Consider the following 15,432-nt stretch of genomic DNA (forward strand, 5'->3'; position numbering starts at 1 on the left):
TCGAAACGGGGGCTCGAGTAGCCCCTTTTTTGTAACTGAATACGGAGAATCATCAAGATGGCTGCCATCACCGCAAAACTCGTCGCTGAACTGCGCGCAAAAACCGACGCTCCCATGATGGAGTGCAAGAAGGCCCTGACCGAAGCCGACGGCGATTTCGACAAGGCCGAAGAGCTGCTGCGCGTCAAGCTCGGCAGCAAGGCCGGCAAGGCCGCTGCCCGCGTGACCGCCGAAGGCGTCGTGGCCTCGTTCATCGCCGGTGAAACGGGTGCGCTGATCGAAGTCAACTGCGAAACCGACTTCGTCACCAAGAACGACAGCTTCATCGCCCTGGCACAAGGCGCCGCCAAGCTGGTCGCCGAGAACAACCCCGCCGACATCGCTGCCCTGGCTGCGCTGCCCTACGAGCAAGACGGTTTCGGCCCCACCCTCGAAGACGTGCGCGTCGGCCTGATCGGCAAGATCGGCGAGAACATGAGCTTCCGCCGCTTCAAGGCCTTCAGCGGCAGCAAGCTGGCTTCTTACCTGCACGGCACCCGCATCGGCGTCGTGGTCGAGTTCGCCGGCGATGAAACCGCCGCCAAGGACGTCGCCATGCACGTCGCCGCCATGAAGCCCGTGGCCCTGAGCAGCGCCGAAGTGCCCGCCGATCTGATCGAAAAGGAACGCAGCGTGGCCCAGGCCAAGGCTGTCGAGTCCGGCAAGCCCGCCGACATCGCCGCCAAGATGGTCGAAGGCTCGGTGCAGAAGTACCTCAAGGAAGTCTCGCTGTTCAACCAGTCGTTCGTGAAGAACGACAAGCAGACCGTCGAGCAGATGCTCAAGGCCGCCGACACCACCGTGACGGGCTTCACCCTGTTCGTGGTCGGCGAAGGCATCGAGAAGAAGGTCGACGACTTCGCCGCAGAAGTGGCCGCCCAGGTCGCCGCTGCCAAGCAGTCCGCCTGATCCGCCCACCGCACGTCATCGCAGGAGCAGCCCCCATCCGGACTCGATTGCAGCCCTGGGCAGCCGCCCCGACGATGACGTGAAACCCTGGGGGCGGCGTGTGCCGGCCCCAGGGTTTTTTTCAGGCCGGATATCGTCTTTGCGATGTCACGGCCAGCCGCTAGAATTTCTCACCTTTCACAAATCAGCGAATTAGCCATGACCCTTCCTCGGCCAGCCCACCAAAGAATTCTTTTGAAACTGTCGGGCGAGGCCCTGATGGGCAACGACGCATTCGGGATCAACCGCGAAACCATCGTGCGCATGGCCGCCGAAGTCGCTGAAGTGATCAACCTGGGTGTCCAGGTGGCCGTGGTGATCGGCGGCGGCAACATCTTCCGCGGCGTCGCCGGCGGTTCCGTGGGCATGGACCGTGCCACCGCCGACTACATGGGCATGCTGGCCACCGTGATGAACTCGCTGGCCCTGGCCGACGCCATGAGCAAGGCCGGCCTGACGGCCCGTGTCATGTCCGCGATCAGCATCGAGCAGGTGGTCGAGCCCTATGTTCGCCCCAAGGCCCTGCAATACCTCGAAGAAGGCAAGGTCGTGATCTTCGCCGCGGGCACCGGCAATCCGTTCTTCACCACCGACACGGCGGCTGCCCTGCGCGGCGCTGAAATCGGTGCCGAACTGGTGCTCAAGGCCACCAAGGTCGACGGCGTCTACACCGCCGACCCCAAGAAGGATCCGACCGCGACCCGCTACGACCACATCACTTTCGATGAGGCCATGAGCAAGAACCTGGGCATCATGGATGCCACCGCTTTTGCCCTGTGCCGCGATCAGAATCTGCCGATCAAGGTGTTTTCCATCCTCAAGGACGGCGCGCTCAAGCGTGTCGTCATGGGTGAGGACGAAGGTACGCTGGTCCACGCCTGACCGCGGCTGCGCCTGAAAAGTCCTCGACCGGGTGGTCCGGCGGGGCACGTTGGAGTTAAGAAAAATGGCAATCATTGACATCAAGAAGACGGCTGAGACCAAGATGACTCAGTCCATCGAGGCTTTCAAGAACAGCCTGACCAAGATCCGTACCGGCCGCGCCAATCCGGCGCTGCTCGACAGCGTGCAGGTCGACTACTACGGCTCGCCCGTGCCCCTGTCGCAGGTGGCCAACCTGACACTGATCGACTCGCGCACCATCGGCATCCAGCCGTGGGAAAAAGGCATGGGCGCCAAGATCGAGAAGGCCATCCGCGAAAGCGACCTGGGCCTCAACCCCGCGAGCATGGGCGACCTCATCCGCGTGCCGCTGCCGCCCATGAGCGAAGAGCGCCGCAAGGAAATGACCAAGCTGGTGCGCAGCGAAGGCGAGAACGCCAAGATCGCCGTGCGCAATCTGCGCCGCGATGCCAACGAAGCGGTCAAGCGCCTGGTCAAGGACAAGGAAGCTTCCGAAGACGATCAGAAGCGTGCCGAAGCCGAGGTGCAGAAGACCACCGACAAGTTCATCGCCGAGGTCGACAAGCTGGTGGTGTCCAAGGAACAAGAAATCATGGCCGTCTGAGTGCCACCCCGCTCGCATTCCACCCGCTCCATTCCAGGCATGCATCCCACTCTCGCCATGCCCGGGCATGTGGCCATCGTCATGGATGGCAACGGCCGCTGGGCCACGCGCCGGCTCATGCCGCGCATCGCCGGGCATCGGCAGGGCGTCGAGACCCTGCGCAAGGCCGTGCGCTGGAGCCTGGATCGCGGCATCGGTGTGCTGACCGTCTTTGCGTTCTCGTCCGAGAACTGGAACCGGCCGGCCGAAGAAGTCAAGGGGCTGATGGCGCTGCTCATGCACGCCATTCCGCGTGAACTGCCCGGTTTCATCGAGCAGGGCGTGGCCCTGCGTTTCGTGGGCGACCGCGCCGGGCTGGCTCCCGAAATACAGTCTCTTTTCTCCAGCGCCGAGGCCCAGACCGCCGCCGGACGCCGGATCACGCTCAACGTGTGTTTCAACTACGGCGGCCGTTGGGATATCGTGCAGGCCGCCCGTACGCTGGCCGAACGCGGCGAGACCATCACCGAGGCGGCTTTGGCAGCCTCGCTGTCGCTCGCCCATGTGCCCGACCCCGATCTGGTGATCCGCACCGGGGGCGAGCAGCGCGTGAGCAACTTCCTGCTGTGGCAGGCGGCCTACGCCGAGTGGTTCTTCAGCGACAAAGCCTGGCCGTCTTTCACGGCCGATGATTTCGACCTGGCCATCAGCGCCTTCCAGGGGCGCGAGCGGCGTTTCGGGCTCACCTCGCAGCAGGTGCGCGAACAGGCGCATGCGGCGGGGCCGGTGCTCGAAGGCCTCGACGACCGGTGCCAGGCCTGAAAGGAAACACATGCTCAAGCAACGCGTTCTGACCGCGATCGTCATGCTGCTCGTGCTGCTGCCGGCACTTTTTCACCCGCAACCCTGGCCCTTCCTGGCTTTGGCGCTGGTCATGGTCGGCGCCGGCGGCTGGGAATGGGGCCGGCTCAACGGCCTCGGCGGCGCCGGCAGCTGGCTTCTGGGCCTGCTGGTCGGGGCGGCCTGTGGCCTGGCCTGGGCCGCCGGCTGGCCTCAGGCCTCGCTGCGCGAACTGTGGCTGGCTGCCGGAGCCTTCTGGATCCTGACGACGCTGCTGTTGTTGCGCGGTGGCGTCGCGGCCTGGGCTGCCGTGCCCCGCATGCTGCGGCTGTGCGGCGGCGTGCTGGTTCTCCTGCTGGCATGGCTGGCCATCGCGCAGGCCCGTGTGCTGGGCGTCGAGTTCCTGCTGTCCGTGTTCGTGCTGGTCTGGGCGGCCGACATCGGGGCCTACTTTGCCGGCCGTGCGCTGGGTCAGAAACTCTTTCCCCGCAAGCTCGCACCCGCGATCAGCCCCGGCAAGAGCTGGGAGGGCGCACTCGGCGGCGCCGTGGTCGTCATGGTCGTCGGTGTCGTCTGGTCCCAGCTCAGCCCGCAGGTGCCCGGTGTGTCCGGCAATCTGTACGCACTGCTGCGCGATGCCGGCTGGCCGGTGTTCGTGCTGGCCGTGCTCTTTCTCACCGTCATGAGCGTTTCCGGCGATCTGCTGGAATCGCTGGTCAAGCGCAGTGCCGGAGCCAAGGACAGCAGCCAGCTGCTGCCGGGCCATGGCGGTGTGCTCGACCGCGTGGATGCCCTGCTGCCCGTGCTGCCGCTGGCCATGATGCTGGCCGTACTGGTCGCTTGACCCTGCTCTTATGAATCAAATGCAACGTGTGGTCGTGTTGGGGTCGACGGGCTCGATCGGCTGCAGCACCTTGGATGTCATCGGCCGCCATCCCGACCGCTTCGAGGTCTTTGCCCTGAGCGCGGCGACGCGTGCCAAGGACATGGCCGAGCAGTGCTTCCGGTTCCGGCCCCGCTACGCCGTGATGGCCGATCCCGAGGCTGCCCAGGCACTGGGCGAGATCCTGGAGATCAACCGCATCGACACCGAGGTGCTGTGCGGCGCCGAGGCCCTCGACCAGGTGGCGGCGCATGCCGAGGTCGACACCGTCATGGCGGCCATCGTCGGGGCTGCCGGGCTGTCGTCGTGTCTGGCCGCCGCGCGTGCCGGCAAGCGCCTGCTGCTGGCCAACAAGGAAGCGCTGGTGGTGGGCGGAGAGTTTTTCCTCGAGGCCGTCCGCGAAGGAGGCGCCACGCTGCTGCCCATCGACAGCGAGCATTCGGCCATTTTCCAGTCGCTGCCCGACGACCGGTCGCTCTGGCGCAGCACGGTCGAGAAGATCATCCTGACGGCCTCCGGGGGGCCCTTCCGCACCACCGATCCGGCCGCGTTCGCCGCCATCACGCCCGAGCAGGCCTGCGCCCATCCCAACTGGGTCATGGGCCGCAAGATTTCGGTCGACTCGGCGACCATGATGAACAAGGCGCTCGAAGTGATCGAGGCGGCCTATCTGTTCGGCCTGGCACCGCGCCAGATCGAAGTCGTCATCCACCCGCAGAGCGTGATCCACTCGATGGTCCAGTACCAGGACGCCAGCGTGGTGGCGCAACTGGGCACGCCCGACATGCGCGGTCCCATTGCCTATGGCCTGTCCTGGCCCGAGCGCATCGCCTCGGGCGCGGCGCCGCTCGATTTCATGCGCATGCAGGCACTGACCTTCGAAGCACCGGATGCCCGGCGTTTCCCCGGTTTGCCCCTGGCCTGGCAGGCGCTGGAGGCGACGCCGGGCACCTCGGCCATCCTGAACGCCGCCAACGAGGTGGCGGTTCAGGCGTTTCTGGACGGCCGGATCCGGTACGACCATATATTTCAAGTAAACGATGCAACTTTGTCCGCTGTCCGGGTTTCAAAGCCCGGATCGCTGGACGACCTCCTGGCACTCGATGCCGAGGGGCGGGCGAGGGCCCGGGAGCGGGTCAGCCAATTGGAGAATTGACGTGTTGACATTGGTGGCCTTCATTGTGGCGCTGGGTGTGCTCATCGCCGTGCACGAATACGGGCATTACCGTGTGGCCGTGGCATGCGATGTGCGCGTGCTGCGTTTTTCCATCGGCTTCGGCCATCCCATCCTGCGCTGGCGGCCCCGCCGCCAGCGGCCGGGCCAAGACACCGAATTCGTGATCGGCCTGCTGCCGCTGGGCGGCTACGTGAAGATGCTCGACGAGCGCGAGAGCCCGGTGCCGGTCGAGCAGCGCGGGTGGGCCTTCAACAACAAGCCGCTGAGCGCCCGTGCGGCCATCGTCGCGGCAGGCCCTGCGGCCAATCTGCTGCTGGCGGTGGTGCTGTATGCCTGCGTCAACTGGTACGGTGTCGACGAGGCCCGCGCCGTGCTGTCGCCGCCTGCCGCCGGCACCCTGGCCGCCCAGGCCGGCCTGCACGGCCGCGAGACCGTGCTCGAAGTGGCCGACGCCGACGATCCGGGCGCCACGCCCGTCGCCGTGCAGTCCTTCGACGATCTGCGCTGGAACCTCACGAATGCCGGCATCGACCGCCAGGACCTGCGCCTGCACGTGCAGCAGCCGTCCGGCTCCAGCCGCTGGGTCACGCTGCGCCTGAGCCAGCTCGAGTCCAACGATGCCGACGCCGCGATGTTCCGCAGCATCGGTCTGCTGGCGCCCTGGATGGAACCGGCCATCGGCGAGGTTCTGCCCGGCTCCGCAGCCGAACGCAGCGGCCTTCAGCAGGGCGACGTCGTCCTGTCGGTCGACGGACAGCCCGTGGCCGATGCACAGCAGCTCAGGGCTTCCATTCAGCGTGGCGTGCGCGACGGGCAGGGCATCGTCCAAGCGTGGCAGGTCAGCCGGCAAGGCCAGTCGATGGCCCTGTCGGTGCAGCCGGACGTGGCGGAGTCGCCCGCCGGCAACGGCGAGAGCATCGGCCGCGTGGGTGCCTACATCGGTGCTGCACCGCAGATGGTGCGGGTCAGCCACGGCCCGGTCGACGGCCTCTGGATGGGCGTGACGCGGACCTGGGAGATGTCCTGGCTGACGCTGAAGATGATCGGGCGCATGGTCATCGGTGAAGCTTCCGTGAAGAATCTCAGCGGTCCGCTGACCATCGCCGACTACGCCGGCAAGTCGGCCAGCCTGGGCGTGACGCAATACCTGCTGTTCCTGGCGCTGATCAGCGTGAGCCTGGGCGTGCTCAACCTGTTGCCTTTACCCGTGCTTGATGGCGGCCACCTGATATATTACCTGTGGGAAGCCGTCACCGGAAAAACCGTCTCCGACCAATGGATGGAGCGTTTGCAGCGTGGCGGCGTCGCTGTATTGCTCGTCATGATGTCCATTGCCCTGTTCAACGATTTTGCTCGGCTCCTGGGCTGAAGCGTTGCATTCATCACCGTTTTTTTCTCTTGCATGAAGACCATCAACCATCGTTTCCATCTGCGTGCCGTTACTTCGGTTGCCGCGCTGTTTTTTGCTGCACAGGCTTGGGCGGTGGATCCTTTCACCATCCGCGACATCCGCGTGGAAGGCCTGCAGCGCGTCGAACCGGGAACGGTCTTCGCCTCGCTGCCGGTGCGAGTCGGTGACGTCTACAACGACGACAAGGGCACCGAGTCCATCCGTTCGCTGTTCGGACTGGGCCTGTTCACCGACGTGCGCCTCCAGACCCAGGGCAACGTCCTGGTCGTGGTCGTGCAAGAGCGTCCGACCATCGCCAACGTCGAGTTCGTCGGCACCAAGGAGTTCGACAAGGACACCCTGATCAAGGCCTTGCGCGACATCGGCGTGACCGATGGCCGCCCCTACGACAAGGCCCTGGCCGACCAGGCCGAGCAGGAACTCAAGCGCCAGTACATCAACAAGAGCCTGTACGGCGCGGACGTCGTGACCACGGTCACGCCGATCGACCGCAACCGCGTGAACCTGACCTTCACCGTCACCGAAGGCGATACGGCCAAGATCAACGACATCCAGATCGTCGGCAACCGGGCGTTCAGCGATTCCACGCTCAAGGGGCTGTTCGAGCTCGACACCGGCGGCTGGCTGAGCTGGTACACCAAGTCCGACCAGTACTCGCGCACCAAGCTCAACGCCGATCTCGAGAAACTGCGGGCCTACTACATGTCGCGCGGCTACCTCGAGTTCCGTATCGATTCGACCCAGGTGTCGATCTCGCCCGACAAGCAGAAGATCGGCGTGGTCATCAACATCACCGAAGGCCAGCGCTTCGTGGTCTCGGGCATCAAGATCGAGGGCAACTACCTCAATCGCGACGACGAATTCAAGTCCCGCATCACCATCCGCCCGGGCGAGGCCTACAACGCCGACCAGGTGGCAGAAACCGTCAAGGCGTTCACCGACCACTTCGGTTCGTTCGGTTATGCCTTTGCACAGGTACAGCCGGTGCCCCAGATCGATCGCCAGACCAACCAGGTCGCGCTCGTCATCAATTCCACACCGGGCCAGCGCGCCTACGTCCGCCGCATCAACGTGGTGGGCAACGACAAGACGCGCGACGAAGTCATCCGCCGCGAGCTGCGTCAGCTCGAATCGTCCTGGTACGACAGCAACAAGATCAAGCTCTCGCGCGATCGCGTCGACCGTCTGGGCTACTTCACCGACGTCAACGTCGACACCCGCGAGGTGCCCGGTGTCCAGGATCAGGTCGATCTGGTCGTCACCGTCAAGGAAAAGCCCACGGGCAGCCTGACGGTGGGTGCGGGTTACTCGAGCTCGGAAAAGCTGTCGTTCGTGTTCGGCATTTCGCAAGAAAACGTGTTCGGTTCGGGCAATTACCTGGGCCTCAACGTGAACACCAGCAAGTACTACCGCGAATACTCGGTCAGCACGACCAATCCGTACTTCACCGACAGCGGCATCTCGCGCACGTACGACATCTACTACCGCACCCAGCACCCGTACAACTACGAGACCGACGAGGACTATTACACCTACGTCACCAAGGGTGCCTCGATCAAGTTCGGCGTGCCGTTCACCGAACGCGACACGGTGTTCTTCGGTGCCGGTATCGAGAACGTGAAGGTCAAGGACTACACGGCCAACGACACCTATATCCGCGATCAGATCAACGAGTACGGCTCGTCGGTCAATACGATTCCGCTGACTCTGGGATGGGCACGCGACCAGCGCGACAGCTCGCTGGTCCCGACCACCGGTTCGCTGCACCGCGTGAATGGCGAATCCAGCCTGATCGGCGATGCGCATTACGTGCGCGCCAACTACCAGTACCAGCGTTATGCGTCGCTGTCGCCGCGCTACACGCTGGCCTTCAACGGCGAACTGGGTTGGGGCAAGGGCCTGGGCGGCTCGCTGCCGTTCTTCAAGAACTTCTACTCGGGCGGCCTGGGTTCGGTTCGCGGCTTCGAGCAAAGCAGCCTGGGTCCGCGCGACTCGGCCGGCAACGCCTACGGCGGTTCGAAGAAGGTCACGGCCAACGTAGAATTGCTGACGCCCTTCCCAGGCGCGGGCAATGACCGCACCTTGCGCATGTATGCTTTCGTGGATGCCGGCACCGTGTACGGAGACAGTGAAAACATCTCCATCGGCGAGCTGCGTGCTTCCACCGGGATTGGCGTGAGCTGGATTTCACCGGTCGGCCCGCTGCGCATTGCTTATGCTCAGCCGCTGCGCAAGAAATCGGGTGATGAGATCCAGCGCATACAATTCCAAATCGGGACTTCGTTCTAAATGAAAAAATTCACTCGTCATCTGCTGGTTGCAACCTCCATCGGCCTGGCTGCGTTCTCGGGCGCGGCGAGCGCACAGGCGCTCAAGTTCGGCTTCGTCAACACCGACCGCATCTTCCGCGAAGCGTCGCCGGCCCTGGCTGCACAGGCCAAACTGGAGCAGGAATTCTCCAAGCGCGAAGCCGACCTCAACGGGCAGGGCGCCACGCTCAAGGCCGCCTCCGAAAAGTTCGAGCGCGAAGCGCCCACGCTGTCGGATACCCAGCGTGCCCAGCGCCAGCGCCAGCTCGCCGAGCAGGACCGTGACCTGCAGCGCCGCAGCCGCGAATTCCAGGAAGACCTCAACACCCGCCGCAACGAAGAGCTGCAGCAGGTGCTCGAGCGCGCCAACCGCGTGATCAAACAGGTCGCCGAAGCCGAATCCTACGATCTCATCCTCCAGGATGCGGTCTACGTCAATCCCAAGAACGACATCACGGACAAGGTTCTCAAGGCCTTGAACGGCAAGTAAGCCGTGGCGTTGCGACTTCAGCAGATCATCGATGCCCTGGGTGGCGAGCTGGTCGGTTCGCCCGATCTGCTCGTCGAGCGCCTCGCCCCCCTGGACAAGGCGCAGCCGGGCGACATCACGTTTCTCTCCAGCGTCAAGTATCTGGCTCAGCTCAAGGCTTGCCAGGCCGGCTGCGTCATCGTGTCGCCTCGTGTGCGCGAAACCGCAGAGGCGCGGGGTGCATGCATCGTCGCTGCAGACCCGTATCTCTATTACGCACGGCTCACTCAGCTGTGGCGGCGTCGCCATGAACCGGCCCGTGTGCCGGGCGTGCACCGCACCGCCGTGGTCGACCCGACGGCCGTGGTCTCGCCCACGGCGACCATCGAGGCCCTGGCCTTTGTCGGCCCGGGTGCCGTGATCGGCGACAATGTCCATATCGGACCTCAGGCCACCGTCGAGGCCGGTGCCCAGGTGGGTGCCGATTCCCAGATCAAGGCCCGAGCGGTGTTGGGCGAACGTTGCCGTATCGGCGAGCGGTGCGTGCTCAACCAGGGTGCGGTCGTGGGCGGCGACGGTTTCGGCTTTGCTCCCGACCAGGGCACCTGGGTCAAGATCGAGCAGATGGGCATCGCCTGGCTGGGCGACGATGTCGAGATCGGCATCAACACCTGTGTCGATCGAGGCGCATTGGGCGACACCGTCCTTGAAGATGGCGTGAAGCTCGATAACCAGATCCAGGTGGCGCACAATGTGCATATCGGCAAGCACACCGCCATGGCGGGTTGCGTCGGCATTGCCGGCAGTTGCGACATCGGGGCCTATTGCACCATCGGTGGCGCAGCCATGATCGGCGGTCATATCCGGATCGGCGACCATGTGCACATCTCGGCGGCGACCGTGGTCACCCGCTCGGTGCTCAAGCCGGGTGTGTATACGGGCGCTTTCCCGCTGTCGGAGAATGCGGTGTGGCGCAAGAACGCAGCCGCGCTGCGTCACCTCAGCACTTTGCGAGACCGCGTGCGGTCACTGGAGCAGCATGCAGGTTTGTCTCGCTTGGAAGACGGGATCAGCGAGGATCTCTGATCCGGCCTGGCGGAGCATGTACCATCTCGCCTTTGCCGGCTACCCTGGGCCCGTCGCCGCAGTGCTCCGGGCCCAGTTCAATTCACCGGCGGGGTGCCGAGTCGCCCGATCAACACAACATTCAACAGACTTCGAGAGTATTCAAGCATGATCACGATGGACATCCACCAGATTCTCAAGCGGCTGCCTCACCGTTATCCTTTCCTGCTTGTCGACCGGGTCCTCGAGCTTGAAACAGACAAGCGCATCAAGGCCATCAAGAACATCACCTTCAACGAGCCTTGCTTCACGGGTCATTTTCCGCATCGTCCGGTGTTCCCGGGCGTGCTGATTCTCGAAGCGCTGGCCCAGACGTCGGCGCTGCTGTCGTTCGTCTCGGCCGGCGAAGAGCCCGATGAAAAGACGGTCTACTATTTCGTGGGCATCGACAACGCACGTTTCAAGCGTCCGACCGGCCCTGGCGACCAGCTCGTTCTCGAAGCCGAAGTCGAACGCCACAAGGCCGGAATCTACCGTTTCAAGGCCTGGGCCAAGGTCGACGACGAAGTGGTTGCCGAAGGCAACCTGATGTGCACGGTGCGCCGTATCGAGGACTGAACCCGTGGCGCGCATTCATGCCAGTGCCCTTGTGGATCCAGGGGCGCGACTGGCCGACGACGTCGAGGTCGGCCCTTTCACCGTGATCGGTCCGCATGTCCAGATCGGCCGAGGCACCCGCATCGGCTCTCACTGCGTGATCGAAGGACGCACGACGATCGGCGAGGACAACGAGATCTTCCAGTTCGTCTCGCTGGGCGCTGCACCGCAGGACAAGAAGTACAAGGGTGAACCGACCCGGCTCGAGATCGGCGACCGCAACACCATCCGCGAGTTCTGCACCTTCAACCTGGGCACCGTCCAGCAAGAGGGCGTGACCCGTGTCGGCGACGACAACTGGATCATGGCCTATGTGCATATCGCGCACGACGTGTCCGTGGGCAACCGCACCATCCTGGCCAACAACGCCACGCTGGCCGGCCATGTCTCGGTGGGCGACTGGGCCATCATCGGCGGTCTCACCGGTGTGCACCAGTTCGTGAAGATCGGCGCCCACACCATGATCGGTTTCGCCACCGCCGTGTCGCAGGACGTACCGCCTTTCATGCTGATCGACGGCAATCCGGCCGCTGCGCGCGGCTTCAATGCCGAGGGCTTGCGCCGCCGTGGGTTCTCGCCGGTGCGGGTGGCCGCCGTCAAGGCCATGCACCGTGCGCTGTATCGCGATGGACTGACGCTGGCACAGGCCAGCGAGCGCATTGCCGCGCTGGCCCAGACCCAGCCCGAGACCGAAGGCGATGTTCGCCTGATGCTGGACTTCCTCGCTGCGGCCAGCCGCGGTATCGTGCGCTGAGGTCGCGGATGCCTGTGGGCAGGAGCGGACCCGAAATGGCCATGGTGGCCGGCGAGGCCTCAGGCGACCTGCTGGCCAGCCTGCTGCTGCGCGGTGCACGCCAGCGTTGGCCCGAACTGCATGCCTTCGGCATCGGTGGGCCGCGCATGATCGAGCAGGGTTTCGAGACCTGGTGGCCGCAGAGCAAACTGGCGGTGCGGGGGTATGTCGAGGTGCTGTTGCACCTGCGCGAGATCCTGGCCATCCGCAAGGAGCTGGGCAACCGGCTGCTGATGGACCGCCCCAATGTGTTCGTGGGTGTCGACGCGCCGGATTTTAATCTGGGGCTCGAAGCCGCATTGCGCGCGCAGGGCATCAAGACCGTGCATTTCGTCAGCCCCTCGATCTGGGCCTGGCGTCCCGAACGCATCGAAAAGGTGAGAGCTAGCGCCGATCACGTGCTGTGCATTTTTCCATTCGAGCCGGCGATCTACGCGGCAGCCGACATCGCGGCCACCTACGTGGGCCATCCGCTGGCCGATGTGATCCCCATGCATCCCGATCGCGCAGGCGCACGCCGGCGTCTGGGCCTGGATGCCGACGATCCGTCGCCGCTGGTCGCCGTGCTGCCGGGCAGCGTGGCCTCCGAGGTCGGTCACAACGGCCCGGTGTTCTTCGAGGCGGTCGCCGAACTGGTTCGACGGCGTCGCGATGTCCGCTTCATCGTGCCGACGCTGCCCGCCTTGCGTGCCACCATCGAGGGGCAGCTGCACGCAGCCGGCGTCGCGTCGTGTGTCGAAGTGCGGGACGGGCAGTCGCACGATGTGCTCGAGGCTTGCGATGTCACGCTGATCGCCAGCGGGACGGCCACTCTCGAGGCTGCGCTCTACAAACGCCCCATGGTGATCGGCTACAAGGTCAGCTGGCTGACGGCCGAGATCATGAAACGCAAGAAACTGCAGCCCTGGGTGGGTTTACCCAATATTTTGTGCCGCGAGTTCGTGGTGCCTGAATTGTTGCAGCACAATTGCACCCCCCGCGCGCTGGCCGATGCCGTCGAAACCTGGCTCGAAAACCCGCAGGCCGTTCAGGCCCTGACGCGCCGATTCGAAGTGCTGCATTCCGAACTGCATCGCGATACCGCTACCTTGGCTACCCATGCGATCGAACAAGTCATCCGCTCTGCGTAAATTCCTGGGGGCGACCCAATCGCCGCTGAGCTGGGACGCGCCGGGCCTGATCGCCGGTGTCGACGAGGCCGGCAGAGGCCCGCTAGCCGGGCCCGTGGTGGCCGCCGCCGTCATCCTCGACGACCTGCACCCCATCGCCGGCTTGGCCGATTCGAAGAAGCTCACGGCTCTGCGTCGTGAAAAGCTGTACGAAGAGATCCGTGCGCGGGCCCTGTGCTTCTGCATCGCCGAAGCCTCGGTCGAAGAGATCGACCGCCTCAATATCCTGGGCGCCACCCTGCTGGCCATGCAGCGCGCGGTGCAGGGGCTGCGGCTGAAGCCGGCCAAGGTGCTGGTCGACGGCAACCGGCTGCCGGTGCTCGACGTGCTGGCCGAAGCCATCGTCAAGGGCGACAGCAAGATCAAGGCGATTTCGGCGGCTTCCATTCTGGCCAAGGTTCACCGCGATCACTGGTGCCGCGAGCTCGATCGTGAATATCCGCAGTACGGCTTTGCCGCGCACAAGGGCTACGGCACCGCCGAGCACCTGGGTGCGCTGGGTACGTACGGCGCCTGCCCCCAGCATCGTCGCTCGTTTGCCCCCATTCGTGCGGTGTCCGGCCCGAGGCCGGGTGCCGGTGAAACGGCGGCCGTGCCGCGTCCGGATGTCGAATCGGGAGCCTACCCATGAACGTGATCGAGATCAGCTCCAGAGAAAACTCGTTTCTCAAGGATCTGCGCCGCCTGCTGCAGGACGGTTCGGCCTATCGCAAGCAGGGCCGTGTCTGGATCGAGGGCGACCACCTGTGCCGGGCCTATCTTCAGCGCGGGCTCGATCCGGATGTGGCGGTCTACGCCGAGTCGTACTGGTTGGCGTCGGCCCACCAGCCCGAAGTCGTGCAGGCCGCCCGTGCCGGCAAGATCATGGTGGTCAAGGATGTGCTGTGGCGCGAGTTGAGTCCGCTGGATTCTCCTGCGCCCATGGGATTCGTGGTGCAGGCGCCTGCACGTCCCTCGCTGGATCCGAAGGTCGGCACCGTGGTGCTCGACCGGCTGCAGGATGCGGGCAACGCCGGTGCGATTCTGCGCAGTGCCGCAGCCTTCGGGTTTCGGCAGATCGTGGCCCTCAAGGGCACCGTGGCACTGTGGTCGCCCAAGGTCATGCGTGCCGGGATGGGCGCTCATTTTGGCTTGAGCCTGATCGAAGGCGCCAGCCTCGACGATGTTCGGGCCCTGCAGGTGCCGTTGCTGGCCACGAGCTCGCATGGCGGCGAAGCCGTGCACAACGCGCCCTTGCCGGTGCCTTGCGCCTGGGCCATGGGCCATGAAGGGCAAGGCGTCTCGCCCGAGCTCGAGGCCCTGGCCGCACGCAAGCTGCGCATTGCACAGCCTGGCGGCGAGGAGTCGCTGAACGTGGCGGTCGCCGCGGGCATCTGCCTGCACGCCAGTGCCGTGGCGGCGATGCAGGGATCGCTGGCCTGAACATCGGCCGCATGCGGCGACCCAGGCCTGGAGCCCGCTACAGCCCCAGTGCCGCGATGTCTCCGCGCCCCACGCGCACGATCTCGGGCTCGCCCTGGGTCAGGTCGACCACCGTGGTGGGCTCCGACGTGCAGGCACCCGCATCCAGGATCGCATCCAGCAGCTTTTCGTAGCGCTGCCGGATCTCCTGGGCGTCGTTGAGCGGTTCGCTTGCGCCCTGGGGAATCAGCGTGGTGGCGAGCAGTGCGCCCGGATGTTCCGCCAGCAGGCCCAGAATCACCGGATGCTCGGGGACCCGCAGGCCGATGGTCTTGCGTGACGGGTGGCTGACGCGGCGCGGCACTTCCTTGGTCGCCTCGAGCACAAAGGTGTAGGGACCGGGTGTGACTCTCTTGAGCAATCGATACTGCCGGTTGTCGACGATGGCGTAGTGCGACAGTTCGGCCAGATCGCGGCAGATGAGGGTCAGCAAGTGGCGGTCGTCCACGCCGCGGATCTGGCGCAGCCGGTCTGCGGCGGCCTTGTCGTCGAGGTGGCAGACCAGCGCGTAGCTCGAGTCGGTGGGGACGGCGGCGATACCGCCCTTCGCCAATATGGCTGCGGCCTGCTTGAGCAGGCGGGGCTGGGGGTTTTGCGCGTGGACTTCGAAATATTGCGCCATGACGGTTTCCTTGAGGTGCCTGCGATGCGCGGGCACACCGGACCTGCGCAACGTGAAGCGGTACGGCCAGGCGGATCGGTCGATCCGGCTGCCGAGCGGTTGC

At 65.0% G+C, this 15,432-nt stretch carries 16 protein-coding genes; 15 read left to right on the plus strand and 1 reads right to left on the minus strand.

Annotation, left to right across the window (positions count from 1 at the left end):
- Positions 1-57: 57 nt before the first annotated feature.
- The 15 genes from tsf (at position 58) to EC845_RS12220 (ending at position 14,668) form a co-directional block, all read left to right on the plus strand.
- Positions 58-948, plus strand: a complete 891-nt coding sequence (tsf, locus tag EC845_RS12150; RefSeq protein ID WP_123298357.1) for a translation elongation factor Ts — start codon at positions 58-60, stop codon at positions 946-948.
- Between the two features lie 198 nt (positions 949-1,146).
- Complete coding sequence (gene pyrH / locus EC845_RS12155; protein WP_123298358.1) at positions 1,147-1,869, plus strand: UMP kinase; 723 nt, start codon at positions 1,147-1,149, stop codon at positions 1,867-1,869.
- A gap of 64 nt (positions 1,870-1,933) precedes the next feature.
- On the plus strand, positions 1,934-2,494 hold the full coding sequence (gene frr, locus EC845_RS12160) for a ribosome recycling factor (protein WP_123298359.1): 561 nt from the start codon (positions 1,934-1,936) through the stop codon (positions 2,492-2,494).
- A 39-nt stretch (positions 2,495-2,533) separates the two neighbouring features.
- On the plus strand, positions 2,534-3,295 hold the full coding sequence (gene uppS, locus EC845_RS12165) for a polyprenyl diphosphate synthase (protein ID WP_123298360.1): 762 nt from the start codon (positions 2,534-2,536) through the stop codon (positions 3,293-3,295).
- Between the two features lie 10 nt (positions 3,296-3,305).
- The gene (locus EC845_RS12170; RefSeq protein ID WP_123298361.1) at positions 3,306-4,157 is read left to right on the plus strand and encodes a phosphatidate cytidylyltransferase; all 852 of its coding nucleotides are present in this window, start codon (positions 3,306-3,308) and stop codon (positions 4,155-4,157) included.
- Positions 4,158-4,167: 10 nt separating this feature from the next.
- Positions 4,168-5,352, plus strand: coding sequence for a 1-deoxy-D-xylulose-5-phosphate reductoisomerase (ispC, locus tag EC845_RS12175; protein ID WP_123298362.1), 1,185 nt, complete (start codon positions 4,168-4,170; stop codon positions 5,350-5,352).
- A complete protein-coding gene (gene rseP, locus EC845_RS12180; RefSeq protein WP_123298363.1) occupies positions 5,300-6,742 on the plus strand; it encodes an RIP metalloprotease RseP in 1,443 nt (480 codons plus the stop codon). Before ispC ends, rseP begins: the two co-directional genes overlap by 53 nt.
- Positions 6,743-6,775: 33 nt before the next feature.
- Complete coding sequence (gene bamA, locus EC845_RS12185; protein ID WP_123298364.1) at positions 6,776-9,073, plus strand: outer membrane protein assembly factor BamA; 2,298 nt, start codon at positions 6,776-6,778, stop codon at positions 9,071-9,073.
- Positions 9,074-9,583 carry an OmpH family outer membrane protein gene (locus EC845_RS12190; RefSeq protein WP_123298365.1) on the plus strand — a complete coding sequence of 170 codons (510 nt, stop codon included), beginning with the start codon at positions 9,074-9,076 and terminating at the stop codon, positions 9,581-9,583. It abuts the gene before it with no gap.
- 3 nt (positions 9,584-9,586) lie between these two features.
- Positions 9,587-10,648, plus strand: a complete 1,062-nt coding sequence (lpxD, locus tag EC845_RS12195) for a UDP-3-O-(3-hydroxymyristoyl)glucosamine N-acyltransferase (protein WP_123298366.1) — start codon at positions 9,587-9,589, stop codon at positions 10,646-10,648.
- Positions 10,649-10,795: 147 nt separating this feature from the next.
- On the plus strand, positions 10,796-11,245 hold the full coding sequence (gene fabZ / locus EC845_RS12200; protein WP_123298367.1) for a 3-hydroxyacyl-ACP dehydratase FabZ: 450 nt from the start codon (positions 10,796-10,798) through the stop codon (positions 11,243-11,245).
- 4 nt (positions 11,246-11,249) lie between these two features.
- Positions 11,250-12,038, plus strand: a complete 789-nt coding sequence (gene lpxA / locus EC845_RS12205) for an acyl-ACP--UDP-N-acetylglucosamine O-acyltransferase (protein ID WP_123298368.1) — start codon at positions 11,250-11,252, stop codon at positions 12,036-12,038.
- A gap of 41 nt (positions 12,039-12,079) precedes the next feature.
- Positions 12,080-13,207, plus strand: coding sequence for a lipid-A-disaccharide synthase (lpxB, locus tag EC845_RS12210; RefSeq protein WP_123298473.1), 1,128 nt, complete (start codon positions 12,080-12,082; stop codon positions 13,205-13,207).
- Positions 13,176-13,877 carry a ribonuclease HII gene (rnhB, locus tag EC845_RS12215; protein ID WP_123298369.1) on the plus strand — a complete coding sequence of 234 codons (702 nt, stop codon included), beginning with the start codon at positions 13,176-13,178 and terminating at the stop codon, positions 13,875-13,877. The genes lpxB and rnhB overlap by 32 nt, the downstream gene beginning before the upstream one ends.
- The gene (locus EC845_RS12220) at positions 13,874-14,668 is read left to right on the plus strand and encodes an RNA methyltransferase (protein ID WP_123298370.1); all 795 of its coding nucleotides are present in this window, start codon (positions 13,874-13,876) and stop codon (positions 14,666-14,668) included. The genes rnhB and EC845_RS12220 overlap by 4 nt, the downstream gene beginning before the upstream one ends.
- Positions 14,669-14,705: 37 nt before the next feature.
- Here EC845_RS12220 and EC845_RS12225 read toward each other — a convergent pair whose 3' ends face one another.
- Positions 14,706-15,329 (minus strand): L-threonylcarbamoyladenylate synthase, encoded by a 624-nt coding sequence (locus tag EC845_RS12225; RefSeq protein WP_123298371.1) that lies wholly within the window; start codon positions 15,327-15,329, stop codon positions 14,706-14,708.
- Positions 15,330-15,432 lie beyond the last annotated feature (103 nt).

Origin of the sequence: Comamonas sp. BIGb0124 (genome assembly GCF_003752175.1) — a bacterium.
Lineage (GTDB): Bacteria > Pseudomonadota > Gammaproteobacteria > Burkholderiales > Burkholderiaceae_C > Comamonas_F.